Source organism: Nostoc sp. UHCC 0302, assembly GCF_038096175.1.
In the GTDB taxonomy this organism is placed as follows: Bacteria; Cyanobacteriota; Cyanobacteriia; order Cyanobacteriales; family Nostocaceae; genus UHCC-0302.
In genome coordinates this window covers 2,451,298-2,471,599 of the sequence record NZ_CP151099.1, presented here as the reverse complement: position 1 = coordinate 2,471,599, position 20,302 = coordinate 2,451,298, and the positions used below count along the sequence as shown (strand labels likewise).

17 protein-coding genes and 1 tRNA gene are annotated in these 20,302 nt (G+C 41.2%); 7 read left to right on the top strand and 11 right to left on the bottom strand.

Annotation, left to right across the window (positions count from 1 at the left end):
- The first annotated feature begins 50 nt into the window (after nucleotides 1–50).
- Nucleotides 51–1,037, top strand: coding sequence for a PEP-CTERM sorting domain-containing protein (locus tag WKK05_RS10250; RefSeq protein WP_341529626.1), 987 nt, complete (start codon nucleotides 51–53; stop codon nucleotides 1,035–1,037).
- A 145-nt stretch (nucleotides 1,038–1,182) separates the two neighbouring features.
- Nucleotides 1,183–2,166 carry a hypothetical protein gene (locus tag WKK05_RS10245; RefSeq protein ID WP_341529625.1) on the top strand — a complete coding sequence of 328 codons (984 nt, stop codon included), beginning with the start codon at nucleotides 1,183–1,185 and terminating at the stop codon, nucleotides 2,164–2,166.
- Between the two features lie 124 nt (nucleotides 2,167–2,290).
- Here WKK05_RS10245 and WKK05_RS10240 read toward each other — a convergent pair whose 3' ends face one another.
- The 5 genes from WKK05_RS10240 to WKK05_RS10220 all read right to left on the bottom strand — a co-directional run bounded on the left by WKK05_RS10240 (nucleotide 2,291) and on the right by WKK05_RS10220 (nucleotide 7,301).
- Nucleotides 2,291–3,028 (bottom strand): HAD family hydrolase, encoded by a 738-nt coding sequence (locus tag WKK05_RS10240; RefSeq protein ID WP_341529624.1) that lies wholly within the window; start codon nucleotides 3,026–3,028, stop codon nucleotides 2,291–2,293.
- 178 nt (nucleotides 3,029–3,206) lie between these two features.
- Nucleotides 3,207–4,355, bottom strand: a complete 1,149-nt coding sequence (locus WKK05_RS10235; protein WP_341529623.1) for a S1 RNA-binding domain-containing protein — start codon at nucleotides 4,353–4,355, stop codon at nucleotides 3,207–3,209.
- Nucleotides 4,356–4,615: 260 nt separating this feature from the next.
- The gene (locus WKK05_RS10230; protein WP_341529622.1) at nucleotides 4,616–4,720 is read right to left on the bottom strand and encodes a photosystem II reaction center protein T; all 105 of its coding nucleotides are present in this window, start codon (nucleotides 4,718–4,720) and stop codon (nucleotides 4,616–4,618) included.
- Nucleotides 4,721–4,851: 131 nt separating this feature from the next.
- Complete coding sequence (gene psbB, locus WKK05_RS10225) at nucleotides 4,852–6,381, bottom strand: photosystem II chlorophyll-binding protein CP47 (protein ID WP_341529621.1); 1,530 nt, start codon at nucleotides 6,379–6,381, stop codon at nucleotides 4,852–4,854.
- A gap of 593 nt (nucleotides 6,382–6,974) precedes the next feature.
- The gene (locus tag WKK05_RS10220) at nucleotides 6,975–7,301 is read right to left on the bottom strand and encodes a hypothetical protein (RefSeq protein ID WP_341529620.1); all 327 of its coding nucleotides are present in this window, start codon (nucleotides 7,299–7,301) and stop codon (nucleotides 6,975–6,977) included.
- A gap of 606 nt (nucleotides 7,302–7,907) precedes the next feature.
- Between WKK05_RS10220 and WKK05_RS10215 the strand changes: the two genes are divergently transcribed.
- Nucleotides 7,908–9,536 (top strand): ABC transporter substrate-binding protein, encoded by a 1,629-nt coding sequence (locus tag WKK05_RS10215; protein ID WP_341529619.1) that lies wholly within the window; start codon nucleotides 7,908–7,910, stop codon nucleotides 9,534–9,536.
- Nucleotides 9,537–9,749: 213 nt separating this feature from the next.
- A complete protein-coding gene (locus WKK05_RS10210; RefSeq protein WP_341529618.1) occupies nucleotides 9,750–10,775 on the top strand; it encodes an ABC transporter permease in 1,026 nt (341 codons plus the stop codon).
- A 90-nt stretch (nucleotides 10,776–10,865) separates the two neighbouring features.
- Here the strand turns inward: WKK05_RS10210 and rtcA are convergent, their stop codons facing one another.
- From rtcA to WKK05_RS10190, 4 genes are all read right to left on the bottom strand, one after another.
- Nucleotides 10,866–11,912, bottom strand: a complete 1,047-nt coding sequence (gene rtcA / locus WKK05_RS10205; RefSeq protein ID WP_341529617.1) for an RNA 3'-terminal phosphate cyclase — start codon at nucleotides 11,910–11,912, stop codon at nucleotides 10,866–10,868.
- A gap of 172 nt (nucleotides 11,913–12,084) precedes the next feature.
- Nucleotides 12,085–13,434, bottom strand: coding sequence for an FAD-binding oxidoreductase (locus WKK05_RS10200; protein WP_341529616.1), 1,350 nt, complete (start codon nucleotides 13,432–13,434; stop codon nucleotides 12,085–12,087).
- Between the two features lie 103 nt (nucleotides 13,435–13,537).
- Nucleotides 13,538–13,625 (bottom strand) — tRNA-OTHER (locus tag WKK05_RS10195).
- Nucleotides 13,626–13,888: 263 nt separating this feature from the next.
- The gene (locus tag WKK05_RS10190) at nucleotides 13,889–14,068 is read right to left on the bottom strand and encodes a hypothetical protein (RefSeq protein ID WP_341529615.1); all 180 of its coding nucleotides are present in this window, start codon (nucleotides 14,066–14,068) and stop codon (nucleotides 13,889–13,891) included.
- A gap of 213 nt (nucleotides 14,069–14,281) precedes the next feature.
- Here WKK05_RS10190 and WKK05_RS10185 point away from each other — a divergent pair, with 213 nt between their 5' ends.
- Complete coding sequence (locus tag WKK05_RS10185; RefSeq protein ID WP_341529614.1) at nucleotides 14,282–15,961, top strand: alpha/beta hydrolase; 1,680 nt, start codon at nucleotides 14,282–14,284, stop codon at nucleotides 15,959–15,961.
- Between the two features lie 254 nt (nucleotides 15,962–16,215).
- Here the strand turns inward: WKK05_RS10185 and WKK05_RS10180 are convergent, their stop codons facing one another.
- Nucleotides 16,216–16,404 carry a hypothetical protein gene (locus WKK05_RS10180; protein ID WP_341529613.1) on the bottom strand — a complete coding sequence of 63 codons (189 nt, stop codon included), beginning with the start codon at nucleotides 16,402–16,404 and terminating at the stop codon, nucleotides 16,216–16,218.
- A 290-nt stretch (nucleotides 16,405–16,694) separates the two neighbouring features.
- Nucleotides 16,695–17,165 carry a tetratricopeptide repeat protein gene (locus WKK05_RS10175; protein WP_341529612.1) on the bottom strand — a complete coding sequence of 157 codons (471 nt, stop codon included), beginning with the start codon at nucleotides 17,163–17,165 and terminating at the stop codon, nucleotides 16,695–16,697.
- A 287-nt stretch (nucleotides 17,166–17,452) separates the two neighbouring features.
- Here WKK05_RS10175 and WKK05_RS10170 point away from each other — a divergent pair, with 287 nt between their 5' ends.
- Together WKK05_RS10170 and WKK05_RS10165 are read left to right on the top strand one after the other, a co-directional pair.
- Nucleotides 17,453–18,712, top strand: a complete 1,260-nt coding sequence (locus WKK05_RS10170; protein ID WP_341529611.1) for a GTP cyclohydrolase II — start codon at nucleotides 17,453–17,455, stop codon at nucleotides 18,710–18,712.
- 81 nt (nucleotides 18,713–18,793) lie between these two features.
- Nucleotides 18,794–20,032, top strand: coding sequence for a URC4/urg3 family protein (locus WKK05_RS10165; RefSeq protein ID WP_341529610.1), 1,239 nt, complete (start codon nucleotides 18,794–18,796; stop codon nucleotides 20,030–20,032).
- Nucleotides 20,033–20,302: the final 270 nt, after the last annotated feature.

Sequence of the window (20,302 nt, the reverse complement as noted above, 5' to 3'; positions counted from 1 at the left end):
ACGAAAAATCAAAACTATCCAAGCTTTGTTGAGAGGAGTTTGTTCAAATTATGGGTAATTCAGCCCTTTCTTTATTTCTAGGACTGATGTCTACTGCCTCAGTCTTGATGCCTATAACAGCTCAAGCGGCAACTTTTGACTATAGCAAAATCAAAAATTTTTCGACACGACCTATTGAGTCTGACTATGTACTCGACTTTTTTGGAGATATTACAGAGAATGAGGGATATGCGCTGATAAATAATCTCGATCCTAATGCTCCAGATGCAGGTCATGTAAGCATAGCCAAGAATGCGTTGCCAGGTAGTTCTGGTTATTACACTATGGGTCGTCCTGCCAGTCCGGCTCCAAATACTGCTACCCGTTCAGCAACTTTAAAGAGCATCAAGGGATTCCCCAATCTCTCTACTTATCTAAATAGCAACAATATTCCGCTTAGTAGTATTGGCTTTAGTTATGGTCAAAAGGCTGACCGGGATTTTACTAAAGCGTTAAATTTAGGTGAAGATAAGCTCGGACAAGATTGGTTCGCGAGTCCAGATTCAACTATTGAAGAAAGAATTTATCAAACTGGGCCAAATGATGAGGAAAACATTTTAATATATGGAACTACTAAGGTAGTTGATTTTGGCTCTTCACCTTTTTATTTTGCTACAGACAATGGGCCTACACCAGGCGTCAGCGATAATTTTAATGTTTTTTTGAATGACCCAGTTCCAGCAACCAAAGCAGCCAATTTAGATCCCATAGCTTCAGGTTTAGCTGATGCTTTTTTGGAAGATTTAGCTGCTGCTGGTGGGAGTATCCAGACTATTAGTGAAGACTCTACACTTAGAGCTGAATTTACCACTTATAACGGTTATGATGTCACTTATGTTAATTTCCCATTACAACTGAGAGGAGTAAGCAGCAGTAGAAATATACCTGAATCTTCATCAGGTTTAGGATTGTTAATATTTGGAGCTTTAGGAACAGCTGCTCTGATAAAACAACAGAAAAACAAGTTAAAAATGTATAATTTCATAACCAAAGAATGAATGTAAAGTAACATCTGCCTACTTCTTAAGGGGAACCACAGCGTTGGTAAGGCAATGCTGTGAGTTCAATCCTGACAGTCTTTAATAATTTAGCCAAAAGCATAAAGTTTCACATCACTCAAATACTTAAAAAGTGATTACAAATATGTCTAATTACAAACTTTCAATATTTATTGGGCTAACCACCGCTGTTGCAGCAGTTGTACCTTTACCTGCTCAAGCTGTAAGCTTCAACTACGACTCAGCCAAGAATATTTCAGCACGACCAATCGCATCCAATGACAAGCTATTCTTCTTTGGTACTCCCTCCGATAACCAAGGATATACAGCTTTTTTCAATCTAAATCCTAATGCCCCAGATCGTGGACACACCGAAAACGCTCTGAATTCACCAGGCAATATTGCCCCCTATTACACAACAGGTCGCGATAACAGTCCTGAACAGCCTCCAAGCGGTGCTACCAGATCAGCTACTTTGCAAAGCGTCACAGCGGGCTTCTCTAACTTTTACAATTACCTAAATAGTAATAATCTTCCCCTAAGTGATATTGGCTTTAGCTATGGGCAAAAAAGCGATCGCCCTTTTACCTCTACCTGGAATTTAGGAGAGGATAAGGAAGGAAAGAACTGGTTTGGCGGCAAGAAAACAACACTTGAGGAAAGAATTTATACAGCTAATCCAGATGATGTAGAGTTGTATCTAACTTATGGCAACACTAAAATACTTAATTTAGGATATACTCCTTTTTATTCACTCCTCGAATATGGTGCTACCCCTTTACCAGCAGATGATAGTGAAGCCATTCTAACTGACCCATTTAGTGTGAGTAAAGCTAATGGATTAGATTCATTAACAGCAGGTTTAGCTGATGCTTTTTTAAAAGATGTTGACAGTGCTGGTGGCGCCCTTCAGATAGTTTATGAAGACGCCCAAGTTGAGGATGTTGGCTTTACCACTGGTAATGGATTCGGTGTCATCCGTATCCGCTTTCCTTTATCTTTAAATGCCGTTCAGAAAGTACCGGAATCCTCTACAATTTTAGGTCTATTGATGTTTGGGGCTTTGATTACAGTTTCTCGTCTCAAGAAACAGAAAACCATTGTGGCTCGTCAATTTAAAGAGAATTAGGCACGAAAAACAGATTTTCATGCTGCGTTATCAACGGTAGTTCAATAATATAACTCGTCATTATTATCCCCTAGCTTTTTTCTAGGGGATTGATTAACAAACGATGAAAATCTTTTTTTTATTCCTATTCCCTTTCTAAAATCTGGATTTCATCAAGTTGATTAATTACGACATCTGCACCTTGAACATTCTCTGACTTATCTACCCAGGTGATACAAATACAACCGGCTGCTTTGGCATGACGTGCCATTTGCATATCACCAACAGAATCGCCAACCATTAATGTAGCGCTTGGTTCGACTCCCAAAGCTTGGCAAGCTTGTAAAAATAATATTGGGTCTGGTTTACTCGGGCCTTCATCCACTCCCATTTCCAGTTGAATATAATCACTCAACTGATGATTTGCCACAAAATTACGCACCTCTTGAGTTGTCGCAGCTGAAAGTATGCCAAGTTTTAGCCCTCCTTCATAGAGGTATTTCAACGCATCCAAACTCCCCACAAACAGCGGTGAAGGAGTTGTGCCAATATATTTTTCAGCGTCATCCAAGGCTTGACGAGCTATTTTTAAAGACTCAAACCATCCTCTACCAGTTTCAGCAACATATGCCGCAGCTGCAATTTCTGTTTCGCGGCGACTTGCTACCGAGACAATACCTGCGGGGTCAAGGGTACTACCATTAACGCCAAATGCCATTAATAGGGGTTCCCCAATACCGGGAATTTGAGCGTCTATTAACCTCGCTGCTCTTTGAGCGAGCGATCGCAAATATACTTCTGAGTCCTCCAGGGTACCATTTTTGTCAAACAAAATTGCTTGGATATTGGAAAACGTGATGTTTCTACATTTAATGGTTGCCAAAATATTTCACCCCACTGTATTAAGTTATGAGTTAGGAGTTATTATTCCTAACTTTTAACTCCTAATTCTTCACTAGCCTCAACTTTTCAGTTTTACCAATTCTCCACATAAAAAAAGAGGGAAAATCCCTCTTTTTACAATGTTTTGATACTCTTAATCACAGACAAGTAAAACTATATTACTCTTCAATAGCTACTGGAATCTCTTCTTCCGTTGCTGCTGGAATATCTTCTTCAATAGCTGCTGTAATATCTTCTTCTGTTGATGTTGTAATCTCTTCAGTTGCTGGCGAAATGTCTTCTTCTGCTGATGCTGAAATCTCTTCAGTTGCTGGCGGAATGTCTTCTTCTGTCGCTGACGGGATATCTTCTTCAGTTGCTGACGGAATATCTTCTTCAGCTACAGCAGGTGCAGCGGTAATACCTTGCTGTTTAGCTAGCAGTTGTTCTCGATATTTAGCAGCCATTTCTTCTGCTTTATCGTAGACCAAATCACGGTTTTTAATCATGTCACCGGGTTCGGGTTCTAGCTGCTTGGTAGAGAGGGAAATTCGACCTCTTTCAGCATCCAAGTCAATGATCATGACTTTCACTTCGTCATTAACATTGAACACACTATGAGGTGTATCAATATGCTCGTGTGAAATTTCCGAGATGTGCAGTAGACCACTGACGCCACCGATATCGATAAATGCACCGTAAGGCTTGATGCCGCGGACTGTACCAATTACTACTTCGCCGACTTCCAAGCGGTTCATCTTGCGCTCAACTAGCGCTCGACGATGGGATAGAACTAGGCGGTTACGTTCTTCATCTACCTCTAAGAATTTTAATGGCAGTTCTTCACCTACCAATTCTTCTTTGGGTTTACGGGTACTGATGTGAGAACCGGGAATAAACCCACGTAATCCTTCAATTCTGACTAATGCTCCACCACGATTAGTAGCAAATACGCCAGAACGGACAGTCGCATCTTCTGCTTGCAACTGTCGCACACGTTCCCAAGCCCGCATATATTCGATGCGGCGAATGGAAAGAGTTAATTGTCCATCTTCATTTTCATCTGTGAGGATGAAAAATTCTCGCGTTTCGTTCGACTGTAATACTTCTTCCGGGGCATCTACCCGGTTAATAGACATTTCCTGTATAGGTATATATGCTGCTGTTTTAGCACCAATGTCAATCAGAGCGCCGCGCGGCTCTATACTGAAAACTGTTCCCGGTACAACGTCACCGGGGCTAAAATGATAGTCGTATTTGTCTAGTAGAGCAGCGAAATCTTCGTGAGTAAATCCAATTTCTGTAGCGGTTAAGTTCTGATTGACCATGCTGATTTGTTCCTGGTTCTAGTCTCCGTAAAGTTTGTGCGAAAACTGGGGTGGCTGTGCAAGCGTATTTATGGCAGTTTACACTTACATCCTCAATTATCCTAGCGTAGAAAAGCTAGTATTAACACATATTAACTTCCAGATAGAAAATTATATCACATCACATAATGAATGGTCATTCACAATAATATCCGTCGCTACAATCCTTAGTAGCAACGGATATTACTTTTAGATGCGCTTAAAAGTCTGGTAATAGCGACTTACTCATCTTTTCTATCAAAGCGCGGGGGTTCACGAAATGCGATCGCAAAGAAGAGAACTCCTATTGCCAAGGTCAAAATCAAGATGTATGCAACGCTTTCCATATTAAAGGGATTGGGTATTGGGTATTGGGTACTGGGTACTGGGGATTGGGTAATGGGTACTGGGGATTAGGAAAACTCTCTCCTAATTCCTAATTCCTACTCCCTACTCCCCATTCCCCATTTGCCAAAAATTAAAGAGCTTCCTTCCGGCGGGTTGACTTGTCACCCACTTTCTGGAACAGACCCCACTCGACTTGTTCTTCGAGATCCGCATCAACACCAGCAAACACGTCTCGGTAGATTGTACGAGCGCCATGCCAGAGGTGACCGAAGAAGAACAATAGAGCGAATACGGCGTGTCCAAAGGTAAACCAACCTCTGGGACTGGTGCGGAATACACCATCAGAGTTCAAGGTTTCTCGGTCAAAATCAAAGATTTCACCACCTTGAGCCTTACGGGCGTATTTCTTCACATCAGCTGGTTCTGTAAAGGTTTTGCCATCCAAGTTGCCGCCATAGAAGCTGACGGTAACACCAGATTGCTCAAAACTGTACTTAGATTCTGCCCGACGGAAGGGAATATCAGCGCGGATAACTCCATCTGCGTCGGTCAAAATTACTGGGAAGGTTTCAAAGAAGTTAGGGAGACGACGTACAGTCAATTCCCTGCCTTCAGAATCCTTGAATACAGCGTGACCTTGCCAAGATTGGGCAATACCATCACCCTTGTCCATTGGCCCTGTACGGAATAGACCGCCTTTGGCAGGGCTATTACCTACATAGTCGTAGAAAGCAAGTTTTTCGGGTATCTGTGACCAAGCTTCCGACAGGCTAGCGCCTTGAGCAACATTATTTTGAACGCGGCGCTGAATTTCTTGACGGAAGTAGCCTTGATCCCACTGGTAGCGGGTCGGGCCAAACAGTTCAATGGGGGTAGCAGCGTTACCGTACCACATAGTTCCAGCAACAACAAAAGCGGCGAAGAAAACCGCTGCAATACTGCTAGAAAGTACGGTTTCAATGTTACCCATCCGCAGGGCTTTGTAGAGCCGTTCGGGGGGTCGGACTGTGAGATGGAATAAGCCAGCAATAATACCAACAACACCAGCAGCAATGTGGTGAGCCACAATCCCACCAGGGTTATATGGGTTAAACCCATCTGGCCCCCATTCTGGTGCTACTGCCTGCACGCTGCCAGTTACACCGTAAGGGTCAGAAACCCACAGTCCCGGCCCAAATAGTCCGGTGAGGTGAAAAGCACCGAAGGCGAAACAAAGTAGACCAGATAAGAACAGGTGAATGCCAAACATTTTTGGCAAGTCTAAAGCAGGTTCGCCAGTGCGGGGATCTCTAAAGAGTTCCAAATCCCAATAAACCCAGTGCCAAACAGCAGCTAGGAATAACAGACCGGAAAGAACGATATGAGCCGCAGCAACGCCTTCAAATGACCAAAAACCAGGATCAGTGGATGGCCCACCAGTCACGTTCCAGCCACCCCAAGATTGGGTAACACCCAAACGTGCCATGAAGGGTAGCACGAACATTCCTTGACGCCACATGGGGTTGAGAACGGGATCGCTGGGGTCAAAAACAGCTAGTTCGTATAATGCCATCGAACCAGCCCAGCCTGCCACTAAGGCAGTGTGCATCAGGTGTACAGAAATCAGCCGTCCTGGATCGTTCAGAACGACTGTATGTACTCGGTACCAGGGTAGTCCCATCGACTACGCTCCTCCTCGATGAGTTAGTTTACAAAGTAATTTTCTTACCGAGGCTCTGAGGGAAGTAAGCCCTTTAGGTATCTCCTTACAGAGACGCCTTCGGAGATCGCAGCCGCCGACGCGAGGGAAACCCTCTGACAGCGGTGTTTCATCGCCACTCAGAAAACTCTTTCTTGTTTTTTGTTATTGCCAGAGCCAGAGTTTCACCACAGCTTAGTCTTACAAGTCAGACAGCGTGGGAGGTTTGGCTATGCTTACTCGCTTCGGGAGATTCACCCCGTAGGGTAGACATCGCCAAGCAAAAATGAGAATGTTTTAAAAAGTGTAACTATTGATGGAATTCTTTGCAAGCGTGTAAATTGATGCGATCGCGTAGCATATCAAAGTTATTTCGCTACTAACGCTACCAATGCCTCTTAGAGATTTAATTTACGTATGTTTATGAAAAGGAGTCAGTGGACAGTGGACAGTAGACAGGAGTCGGGAGGCAGGAATTAATATTTCTTCTCCTTGTCCCCCCTGCTCCCTGCTCCCTGCCCCTCGGTCACTGAGCGTAGTCTAAGTGCTGCTCCCTGCCCCCTGCCCCTCTGCCCCTACTGGACTACCAATTGAATATTTTGCAACTGGCACTTTGTCTCGGCGCTACCTAAGCGTTCTATTACCTGTTCAGCACTCATGAGGCGCTTAAGTACTACTTGACCGATGGTTTTGCTGACTACTACTGGTGTCGTTGGCTTCACTTCTACGGTTAAAACGGCCTCTTCAACTCGATAAAGCCACAGTAATTCGTTTTGCTCTACTATACAAATATTCATTCGCTGAATATCTGGCTGGCGACGCCATGCGGTTATCTGCCAGAGTCCGTCAGATGCCCACACTCTGGCAACTGTCCATCCTTCAGAGAGAAAGAAATACTTCACGGTCTTAGTCTCACTATTAGACTTTCAATCTGCTGTTCAAAATATCGCGATCGCTTTAGTAGCTGATGCATTAACAAGAGATTTGTTAGTAAAGCCATCTGGATGCTCTCTACGATAAGCTGACCTCTAGACGTTTACACCCAATCCGCCACAAGTGCAGTCTTGAGGTCAAGTACTTGGGCTACGGTCAAAGCTTAACAAACCTAATTCCCTAATAACTATGAATTTACGACAAATTTAGTCAATGTTTAAAATTTTAATTAAATAAAAAGTTTTCAGTCTTAAACAAACATCAAACTCTGTATTTTTGTCAATGTTTTTGTAACAAAAAATATAGTGCGTAGGCGTAGCCCGTCGTAGACATCGCCCAATTTTAATAAACTAGATTGTAAAGTTTAGTATTTATTACTAATTTTTGATTGAGATGCCTATATTTTATAGAAAAAATCCTATCGAGTAAGTTCTCTTCCAACTTTCTCAAAGTTACATTTTCTTATTCTCATATACTTAAGCTACGAAATCTCCACAATTAATTATAAAAAATTACCCTAATGGTCACAAATATAATATAATTACTGACCGCTAATATAAAAAATATTAAATGATATGACTTGGTTTTCCTTTTCCGTGAAACGGTGGGGTCGGATGACAAAATTTTTATCTTTGTTCTGTCTATGTTTATTTTTAGTTACTAGCTGCACTCCTCGTCCTCAGACAAATAGCCCCACAGGTAATGGTCGCATTACTATAGGAACAACTTCCAAACCAAGAACCCTCGATCCGGCTGATGCTTATGAGTTAGCATCTTTGGGTTTGGTGTTTAATATGAGCGATCGCCTGTATACTTACGAACCAGGAAGTACCGCAATTAAGCCTCAATTAGCTACAGCATTACCTAAAGTTAGTGAAAATGGGGTAATTTACACTATTCCCCTACGCCAAGGAGTAGTTTTTCATGATGGAACTCCTTTCAATGCCCAAGCAATGGCGTTTAGTATCCAGCGCTTTATTCAAAATAAAGGAAAACCCTCTTTTTTACTAGCTGATATTGTGGAATCGGCAAAAGCCACAGGTGAAAATGAGTTAACAATTAAACTTAAAAAGCCTTTTGCGGCATTTCCCTCACTGTTGGCATTTTCTGGGGTATGTGCAGTTTCTCCTAAAGCATACGAAATTGGAGAAGGGAAATTTAAACCAAATATTTTTGTTGGAACTGGCCCTTACAAATTGACGAATTTAGGCCCGGCTTCGGTGCAATTTGATGTTTTTGATAAATATTGGGGAGAAAAGCCAGCTAATAATGGGATTAACGTACAAATCCTCAGCAGCGGAGTGAATTTGTATAATGCCTTCCGCAAAAAAGCTGTGGATGTGGCTTACTTATCTATGGATCCTGATCAAATTCGCAGTTTGGAAGAAAAAGCCAAAAAAGGAGATTGGCAGGCTATTCCAAATCAGGGTAGTGTAATGAGTTATATGGCTATCAATAGGAATCAGAAGCCTTTAGATAACCCAGCTGTTAGACAAGCGATCGCTTCAATGATTGACCGTCTACAAATTAAAGAGCGAGTTTGGTATGGTCAAGCTGATCCCGCTTACAGTATGATACCGACAACTTTAGATGTTTACAAGCCAGTGTTTCAAAAGGCATATGGCGATGGCAACACGGAAAAAGCAAAACAATTGCTAACCTCAGCTGGTTTCTCAAAAAGTAATCCAGCAAAAGTAGAAATTTGGTATCCTTCTAGTTCACCTACGCGTAGTTTGGCAGCAATTGTTCTGAAAGCGCTTGCGAAGAAAACAATGGATGGAATCTTGCAATTTGAAGTGATTGCTGTAGATTCTACGACATTTTTCCAACAAATTCCTAAAGGTTTATATCCAGCAATTTTGCTTGATTGGTATCCTGATTTTTTAGATGCAGATAATTACATTCAACCATTTCTATCTTGCGATAAAGGTTCAATAGAAAAAGGATGTCAAGACGGTGGAAGTCAGTCTCAGGGTTCGTTTTATTATAGCGATCGCATGAACAAATTGATTGACCAGCAGCGACAAGAGCAAAACCCGGAAGTTCGTAATAAAATATTTGCAGAAATTCAAAATTTGGTAGCAACAGACGTACCTTACGTTCCTTTATGGCAAAGCAAAGACTTTGTTTTTGCCCAAAAAGGTATGAGCGGAGTCCAATTAGACCCAACTCAGAATTTGGTATACAAAACAATCAGAATGTAGTCATTAGTAAAAACTCCTGACTCCTAAGAGGATTACTTGGAAAGTCTCAAAGTATACTAAAGACCCCTCTCCAAACCTCTCCCCGAAACGGAGAGAGGCTTTGCAACTCCCCATTCCCTTGTAGGGAAGGGGGTTAGGTTTCCGAGCTTTTGTCTTAGCAATAGTAGGTTTAAAACATCCTCTAACTCTTAACTTTTAACACCTAACTAAAAAATGTCCCGTTCCAAAGCCATAACATATTACATCAGTACTCGGTTACTGTTAGCTCCACTTCAATTGTTGACTATTATCACAATTGTGTTTCTCCTATTACGTGCAACGCCAGGAGATCCAGCTGATGCGATTCTTGGGGGACGTGCGCCAGAAAGTGCCAAAGCGGAATTACGACAACAATTAGGTTTAAATCTTCCTATTGGATTACAATACCTCAACTATGTGGGAAACTTGCTGCATTTTGATATGGGCAGTTCTCTAAGTAGCCGAGGACAGAAAGTTTGGGAGATAATTTGGCAATACTTCCCAGCAACAGCAGAGTTAGCAGTATTTGCTATTGCGATCGCTCTTATTGTAGGCATTACAATAGGTACAATTTCTGCTTCTCGTCCTGGCACACCTTTAGATGCAGCAGGACGATTATTTGGCATCATTACTTATTCACTCCCGATGTTTTGGGCGGGAATGATTTTACAATTAATTTTTGCTGTTCAACTTGATTGGTTACCTTTAGGAACACGTTTCCCCGCGACTATTCCAGCACCACAAAATTTAACTGGACTATACACCATAGATAGTTTATTACATGGGAATTTAACGCAATTTTTTACCGCTTTGTACTATCTAATTCTTCCTAGTTGCACGCTAGGAATTTTATTAAGTGGTATTTTTGAGCGGATTGTGCGAGTAAATTTAAAGCAAATCATGCGAGCGGATTATGTAGAAGCCGCTAGAGCCAGAGGTATTCCCGAAAATAAGATTTTAGTTTCTCACGCTTTAAAAAATGCTTTAATACCAGTAATTACAGTCTTAGGATTGACCTTTGCTTCCTTGTTAGGTGGGGCGATTTTGACTGAAGTAACCTTTTCTTGGCCTGGTTTAGCAAATAGACTATATCAAGCAATTACCGAACGCGATTATCCAACTGTACAGGGAATCATGGTATTTTTTGGTGCGATCGTCGTGACGGCAAGCATTTTGATCGATATTTTAAATGCTTATGTAGATCCGCGGATTCGTTACTGAAAAATTTACCTATACCATTTCACAAAAGTAGAGACGCGATTCATCGCGTCTTCACCCAAGGATGTGTTGCAATCATTAATTGAATTGGTATTAGTTAACCACAGGAATCACTGATACCGTTTTCTCAGCTTCATCCACTGTGGTTCGCGCCAAGCCAAACTGCTCAATCACCACTGCATTTGTAGTCAAGTGAGTACTCACATTAGCCACTCGGTAGTGGCTTTCTTTTGACGCTAAAGCAGCCGGTAACAATAACTGATCCCCTAAGTGTTCATCGATTGGTGCGCCTGTATGATGAAACTTAAATAGTTGCTTACAAGCAATTTCCGCAACTGTTTCTGCTGACAACCGCAAACGTCCAAACCCACCAAAACCCGCCAAGCTATTCTGATACTCAGCAGTTAGGAAAATACCTGCTCCGGGTGCTACACCTTTTTCTCGTAAAGCTTGTACAGCTACTTTTATATGTGCTTGACGCAACAAATTTTCTGCACGATTTGCCATCCGTTGGGGAATATGCGAAGGCAGTTCTGTTACCACCGCCAGCCCCCGTACCTGCTGCAAGTGTCCACGTTCTAGTAAGTTGATCCCAGCAAGTTTGCTACCACCACTCACCCGGATCTCTACCTCTCCGCCACCTTGAGGATACCATCCCCACGCCCCTAACTTAACTTCTGCTTTTATCCCCATGCGTTGCAGAATTGGTAGATAAACTTGCTCAATGTACGTCACCGTCGGGCTAAAAATCACGTGAGTTCCACCGCGTAGCGTGACTACAGAATCACCATCTGCTAGTGCCAAAGGTAAAAGGACAGTCTGTAAAACTAGAGCGATCGCCCCAGCAGAACCACCAATTTGTGCTTCACTAATATCAAAGGTATAATTTCCTGCTTGCACAGAACTACCAGGAATGAATTCCAGCAGCATTGAACCCAAAGCATCACCTTGTATTTGGGCATGACAAATTCTTGCCGCAGCCCGAACTGCTGTTAAATGTTGTGCTGCTAATCCTGGCCTTTTGCGTCCAGCACGAATACCTACAATGCGTATAGGTTCGCCAGTAATGGCGGCTAGACTTAGGGAAGTGCGAAGAACTTGTCCGCCTCCCTCTCCATAGGAACCGTCAATCTCAATCATGCGCGATTTTGGGGTGGTGGAGCCACTCGCGTGCGTTTTGTTCCCTTCGTTGTATCAACTAGCGTTGGACTGCATAGATTTGGTTTATCTTCGATGACAACACCCGGTAGTTAGATTTGCGAAGTTTACACAAATATACACAGAAAGTTCTAATCTGTGTATATGTAATTTTTTAATTTTGGATTTTTAATTGGAGAACTTTGCTTTTTCCAGGATTCATCAATCCATAAGGGTCAGCAATTTCCTTAAATTTTAACTGCTTAGGATCAATAACGTTTCTGCCACCGTCTTCAATAATATATGTGTGAGGATTAGCAATAAACACGCCCTGCTGTTCATGGTAGTGGATAATCTCGTTGAGGCGTTCTTCTGTGGTGTAGCGCACAAGTTGCAAAGCACCAGGAACTACCGCACTGTTAACCCGAAAAAATTCTAGATGCATCATCACTTCATCACCAAAATGCTCATACAGATGCTCTACCAGTTGCAAGCTTTGATTGGCAGGGAACATACTTTGCAAGTAGGTAATTGAAGAATCCACACTTCTGGCGTGTAAGGTGGTGTGGTTCCAGGTAAATTCTCCCAAATTTACACCTTTTCCTGCTTCCTCTGCTGGCTTTTGATAAGTAATCTTACCGCCGTGTTGTTGCACTAACTCCGGCAAGAATTCCAAACTCGGTTCAGCAAGCATTAACAATGCAGCGTGAGTCCCTTTAGGAATGTATTGTTGCAGGGCGTGAAAGTATTGTGGAATTGGGGACGCAAAAACAGAAATCGATTTCTTAATCATGCCATCGGCGTAGCCCAATGCCTGACCGAACTTTGCCGCTGCCATGAACTCATCAAATGTGACAATGACTTCTGCCCAAGGATAAGCTGGCCCTAACGGGATTTCCACTTCCGTGATGATGCCATTAATTCCCCAAGCATGATTCACCTTCTGCACATCGTCCCCTCGCAACTCAATCACACGGGGTTCATCTTCTACTGTCACAACTCGTAATGCTTGAATATTACCGCGATCGCCTAGTAAACCATATTGTACCGAACCAATGCCGCCACTTCCCCCAGCAATAAATCCGCCGATTGTTGCTGTGCGGTATGTGGAAGGAGCCATCCTGATTTCCCAACCGCTGTCTCTGGCTTTTTTATCTAAAGCTGCTAATTTCACCCCAGCTTCTACCCGCGCTAATCCTGGTTTTACCCAAAGAATGTTTTGCAACCGCGTCATATCTAAAATTACGCCACCGTGCAATGGTACGCATTGCCCATAATTTCCTGTACCTGCACCTCGTACTGTAACGGGTACACGGAATTTCGCGCAAATAGCTGCTACTTTTAAAACCTCTTCTTCATTGGCGGGACGAACCACAACATCTCCAACTTTACCCTCTAGTTTCGGTACTAGCACAGGGCTAAAGGAGTGATAATCTTGGGATAATTTTGCTATTTGGCTAGGGTCAGTAATGATTTCTAAGCCTTCTAGAGAATTTATCAGAGCATCCAAGTTGATTGTTTTCATAAGTATTTTTTTGACCTTTTAATCTCACCCACAGAGAATTTTAAAGGATGTGAAGCGTCATCAATTTCTCTGTCAAGTCACTTCGGTTAAAGTTCCTCCTTAGTGCGGGTGGCCGGAATTGAACCGACTCAACGCCTCTAATCTGGAGGACAGAGTTTATAAGACTCCGCTGACTACCAAGTCTCACCCGCGTGCATCCAGTCCTGCGGGAGAAAGTAGCTCTGCTCTATTGACTTTTGTTTTAGTAAAATTCTCAAAGTCTCAGCCTACAGCAACTCCCACTCATTTAGTGGAGTTACATATTCGTAGAGATAGTGGCTGAACACGTTTCATGGTTCTGTTTTTTGTATCGTTTGGTAATTTTATCTGGTTGAGGTTATAAAAGTCAAGTCTCTTATCAAATAACAACTATACATAGCGTAAACTAGGCGATCGCTTTTTTCCCAAACTATCCTCACAAACCCAAAAAAGCTTCTCTTGAGCCTGTTCCAATCATCGCATAAGACGCTGACAAAGGCGATCGCGCAATTTTGTAGAAAATTTTTCCTTTATTTTCCGGATACTCCCAAACTTGTGCTGTATCTAGTAATAACGAACTATATACCGAATTTTTTATCCTAAGCTGGGGCAGCACAACTATGAAGCCCCATACATAAACCTCCTCTTCGTGAATGCTGCTCTGGCCTGCCCCAGGGCAGTTTTTCGTTGTAGCGGTAGCGAGTATTCATGAAAAACCGTAGGATTCTTGTAACAGAAAGTCTATTTATACCAATTCTCTGTAAAGCTGCATAATAGAATAAAGATTCATAGAGAATTAGTACAACCTAAATTGTCAAGGTAAATCGACATGATGTACTCTCCTGATAAGAAGAATTTAGCAGACAATCAACCATATAAAATTTACGAATTTAAAAAACACAACCAGGATAAAATCCCTGGTTATTTAGTAGTGAGTACTGCCAAACTCAACGTAGAGACAGAAGAAAATAATTCTAATAGCTATTTATCAGAAGTTGCTCATCCAAACTTTTTTACTATCAATGATGAAAAAGCTGAACCTTCAGCCAAAGACATGATTGAGAAAATTGCTCAAAGTTTGCAATCAAGCCCAGAACCAGAAATTATTATAAATATTCATGGTTATAGTTCTACACCATCTGATACAGAGACAGGTTGCCAAAAGATTTATGAATATATTAATACACATATTCAGCAACCAAATAAGTATATTTTTATAGGATATAGATGGCCATCTGAAAATCCCCTAAAAACAGATGAGTCTGGTTCATTTAAGCAAAAGCTAATCAACGCTCTATATTCTTTACCGACTTTACTAACTATCAATTTAGTTTTGGGAATAACTATTAGTATTTGGTCTGCCATAGTTTTGCTATTTCTAGATATTTTAAGTAATAGTGCTGTCCACTTTTTTACAGCGCTGTTAATTTTATTTGGTTTTATATCTTCAATTATTTTTACATTAATTATTCTAAGATTAGTAACTTATTTCCGTGATGGTTATAGAGCGTCTAACTACGGAGTAACAGACTTAGTTGAATTGATCAGACAGCTTGATAGCACTGTGAAATTAGCATCTGCAAAGCGCATTAAATTATCATTTATTAGTCATAGCATGGGGTGTTTTGTAGTTACAAATGTAATTCGTATTCTCTCTGATGTTTTCGACGTTAAATCTATTAATAAAAACCCAAATTCAAATATTGGCAATGTATTTAGTTTAGGTAGACTTGTGCTAGTTGCACCTGATATTCCTGTAGAAACTATCTTGCCAGGACGAGCTAATTTTCTTCGTTCTTCTTTACGTCGCTGCGAAGAAGCTTATATTTTTTGTAATGAGGGAGACTTAGCGTTACGAATTACCTCCACTGCCGCAAACTACTTTAGTTTTCCAGCGCAAACTCGAATTAGTGGCTACAGGCTTGGTAATATAACAGTTAAGCATTTTAACAATAGAAATGATACAGTTGGTCACAAACCCAGATATGGAGTTGTTAATTTACACCAACAAAATTATGAGAAAGATTATACACTAGATAACCCTTATAAATATTTAGAAATTCGTTCTTCAAATAGCGAACATAGAAGGCTTGAAGAAATAACTAAAATTTCAGAAAACGAGGTACAACCCGCAGATTTATTTACATATTTTGACTGTACAGATTACAAAGATGATAGAAATGAACAGATAGGAATTGTTAGTTCTGCCATACAAAAGCCTGCAATAAATTTTGGCAATTATATTTTACTGACTTTAAAATTTATTCGGAAGGCTATTAATAATAGAGATCCTCAAGGTGTTGATACCCACACTGGCTATTTTGGAGGTAGTTTTACTCAAAAAGCTATTTACGAATTAGCTTTTTTAGGATTTCAGGGGTTTTTGAAATCTTTGTCAATTGAGGGAGAGGAAGAAGCTCAAATTCGCGCTTTCTCTCAAAAATGCCAAGAAAAGCAAATTCAAGTAATTCTTGCACCGCAAATTTATCAACAAAAGACTCAAGATTAGACTTGAGCATTGCTAAATCATTCGTGATAAATCAGAGCTTTTCAGTACTATAGGGTTCATATTTGATTTTTGAAATAAGTAAGTAGGGTGCGTTATGGACGTTAGTCCTAACGCACCGCCCAAAGGTTTTGGTGCGTTACGCTGTCGCTTTAACACACCCTACGAAATATGATCATTAGTTAGATATTTTTTTAATTGGAAGTCTCTAATCTGTAATTTTTTGATGATCTTTTTTAATTAGCTGATTGTCTGGATTAAAGTTCTAATTGCTGTGTTGGGATGGGCAATGAGACATTGGGGTCTTTGTGGAAAATTACCACCTGTATGATTTTGGTAATTCCAGTTGCTATGGTTTTCACGGCATCAATGCCGTAACCAATAAAGAAATCTACTATATCCCCAATCAATAATTGATTACCGCTAGGAACTTGAAACTGACCCATTTTGATGCTGACATCTAAACTGCGGTCTTTATAAACTCCAGTGGCAATATAGCCTGATAAAATCTGCCGTGTTCTGCTTGTAATATCCAGTTTGTACTAAATGTGGCTTTATCCAACCAATAATTTCTACTTAGCGATTAGTTGCCATTGCTACTTATAGCAATGATACTACTACTAATATAGATAAAACTGTATTTAAGAAATGGCAAAATCTCAGGCAATTAACTGTTATTGATGAGGGTGGGAACGGATTGATAAAACAATCTAATTGTTCTCTCCTATCTGCTGTTTTAGCTGATTCTAAATGTACATTCTAGAATTAACTTTTGATTCACTAACGAATAGGGTTGAATTTCCAGAGCGCGTTTAAAAGCATGAATAGCTTCACCATACTTTCCTAGTGCTGCATAACACAAGCCCATACCGTGTAGAGCGCCAAAATGAATTGGATTTAGCCGCACTACCTGCTGACAATCCAAGAGAGATTTTTGATAATCAGCAATACTGTAATAAAGAAAAGCACGCCGATTCCAGGCTTCGGCAAAATCCGGTTGTTCTCGGATTAACTCTGTGAGTACTGCTTCTGCATCTGTAAGTTCGCCAGCATCCAGTAACTTTTGACTATAGTCAATCCTTTCTAGCCCGTATACTCCTTTTTGCTGAAACCAAATCCGCCAAATTTTTCTAGTCGCTTGTTCGCGAACTATGGCATCAGGATTTTTCAACTCTTCAAGTAAGGAATTAATAGATAAAGAATCCATGAATTTGAGGTTAGTGATTGTACCTTAATATTAACTTTCTCACAAAATATATCTTATCAATCATTTTTAAACTCATCTTTAAATTTCGCCCCAATAATTGGTAATTATGAAATTTCTGTGTTATTTATTGTATGTAGCAATACTATTAATACTGAAATTAGTATGTAAAGTTAAAAGCAATTAGCTATGAGGATACCAAAGTTTTAAAAGTAAAAACTGACTGTAGGTAGTTGACACATACCTAATAACTAATACTTCATAAAAACATCACATAAAAACAAATGACTATGCCAAAGCAAAATAGCGTTTCCAGGCATATTGTTCTCACATCCCATCCTAGTAGCTTTGGGCCTAAACCAATCCCCATTCACTGGGGAGCGACTGAGCCTATGCAACGCGGCCCGATTATTGCCACACTGACTAAGCAGACACACCGCAACGTAATTGGCACTCACTCTGGTAGTTACGCTGTTTATCGTGCCTTGGCAGTGGCTAGCGGTGCGCTGCAATCGGATCATCGAGCGGATTTGACAAATACATCACCAATAGAGCATATCGGCCCGCACCCTAGCTGGGCTGATCCTGATAAGATAGTTTCTCTAGACCCATATGGCGCGATCGCATCGGAAGTATTTGCGCCATACTACGAAAAGGGATATGATATCCGCCCGACGATCGCTATTACCAAAGCTCACATTAATATGCCAGAACTGCAAGATGCAGTGGATAAAGGACGCTTGCAGGTAGATGGCAAGATTATGAAACTAGGCGGTGATTTGGTGGTTACAAAAGCCGCCATTGAGCCAGTTTGGTATTTACCAGGAATTGCAAAACGTTTTGGCATATCAGAAGCGGATTTACGTCGCGCTTTATTTGAACAAACTGGCGGGATGTTTCCAGAATTGGTGACGCGATCCGATTTAGAGGTGTTTTTGCCACCAATTGGCGGTGTAACAGTTTATATCATCGGTGATTTAGCTGCGATTACAGACCCCAAGAAACCTGTTGCTGTGCGCGTACATGATGAATGTAACGGTTCTGACGTATTTGGCTCGGATATTTGTACCTGTCGCCCTTATTTAGCACATGGAATTGAAGTGTGCGTTCAGACAGCGCAGGAGGGTGGTGTTGGTATAATTGTCTACTGTCGCAAGGAAGGACGCGCTTTAGGAGAAGTGACTAAATTCTTAGTTTACAATGCCCGGAAGCGTCAAGAAGGAGGCGATCGCGCTGATGCTTACTTTGCACGCACAGAATGCGTTGCAGGAGTAGAAGATATGCGATTCCAAGAATTGATGCCGGATGTCTTGCATTGGCTAGGCATTACTCGCATTGACCGCATGGTATCTATGAGTAACATGAAGTACAACGCCATAATTCAGGCGGGAATTGAGATTGTAGAAAGAATACCCATCCCAGATGATTTAATTCCCCAAGATGCAAGAGTAGAAATTGAAGCGAAAAAAGCAGCTGGATATTATACAACAGGAGATGTGTTAAATGCCGATGGTTTGGCTGAGGTGAAGGGACGAGGGTTGGTAGAGTAAATAAGGAGTGGTGGAGATGAGGAAGCAAGGAGAACAAACTAACAATTGTTCTTCCTCATCTTAATTAAAACGAGGTGAAGAGTGGAACGAACCGCAGAGGCGCAGAGGACACAGAGAAAAGAGGTGGTTGCATATCTTCGTTCTCCAGTTGCAATTCGGGAACGTTGTGGGCAACTATTTACATTGGTAAATGAGGGAAATTCAAATCATTTTACTTGCGATTTGACGCAGTTGGGACGGGTGGCAGATTATGTGATTGAAGTTATGCGCTGCGAGTACCCAAATTTACAAATTCCATTTCACAGTCGTTGGCGACATTTTGAAGTTAGAGGTATACCGCGATTAGGCCAGTTGGATAGTAGATTAACTGGACTAACACCTTTAGAAAAAGCCGCGGCTAAGTTTGATTTAGCAATTGTCAGTGTGTTGTTAGATGCGGGTGCGGGAAATAATTGGCGTTATGATGAACAGGATACTGGGTTAAGTTTAAGACGTTCTGAAGGGTTAGCTGTTGCTAGTTTCCAGATGTTTTCTCAAGGGGTTTTTGCTAGCAATAGTCTATTGCAAGTAGATGCTCAAAGATTGCAAGCATTGACAGAAACCGAACTCACGGCTGGATTTCAAGTAAATCCAGAAAATCCTTTAGTAGGAATTTCTGGACGGTTGAAGTTATTACAAAAATTAGGTGAAGTTTTAGTCGCTTCACCTGGTCTGTTTGGCAATGAAAATCCACGTCCAGGGAATTTGGTCAATTATCTCTTGAGCAAATCTCAAAATGGAAAGTTAGTAGCTGCAACTGTGTTAAGTGCAGTTTTAGAAGGATTAAGTGATATCTGGCCTAGCAGATTAGAAGTTGCTGGGGTGAATTTGGGAGATGTTTGGCAACATCCAGCTGTTAAAGATGATGGTTTAGTGCCTTTTCATAAACTGTCCCAGTGGCTAACATACTCTCTTCTAGAACCACTTCAAGAACTGGGTTTAGAAATTACTGGTCTAGACGCCCTCACCGGATTACCAGAATATCGTAATGGGGGATTATGTCTTGATTTAGGATTAATTAGTGCCAAAGACTCAGGTGTTTTGCGTTTATCTCACTCGGTAGCATCAGAATTTATAGTTGAATGGCGTGCTTTGACTGTAATTTTGTTGGATGAAATTGCTGCTACAGTACGCGAAAAGTTGGGTATGAGTCCTGAAGAACTGCCGTTAGTGAAAATTCTGCAAGGGGGAACCTGGACGGCTGGACGCAAAATTGCTGCTGAACTCAGAATGGGTGGTGTACCCCCTATTCAAATTGAAAGTGATGGGACAGTATTCTAATTGTCATTTGTCATTTGTCATTTGTCATTTGTCATTTGTCATTTGTAAATAACTAATGACTAATACTAATACCAATTCAATTAATGATTGCAACATATCGTTGGATGAAGACGCGATGAATCGCGTCTCTACAAATGGTCTATTTGTCACATTCTTTTTTCAAATTGGTATAATTTACCGTTCGCGCAACGTCTCTAATAGGAGAAGTTCTGATCTAAGGAAGCCTGAGCTTCTAACTTGTCTCTAAAATCTGGCAACATATTCAAACCG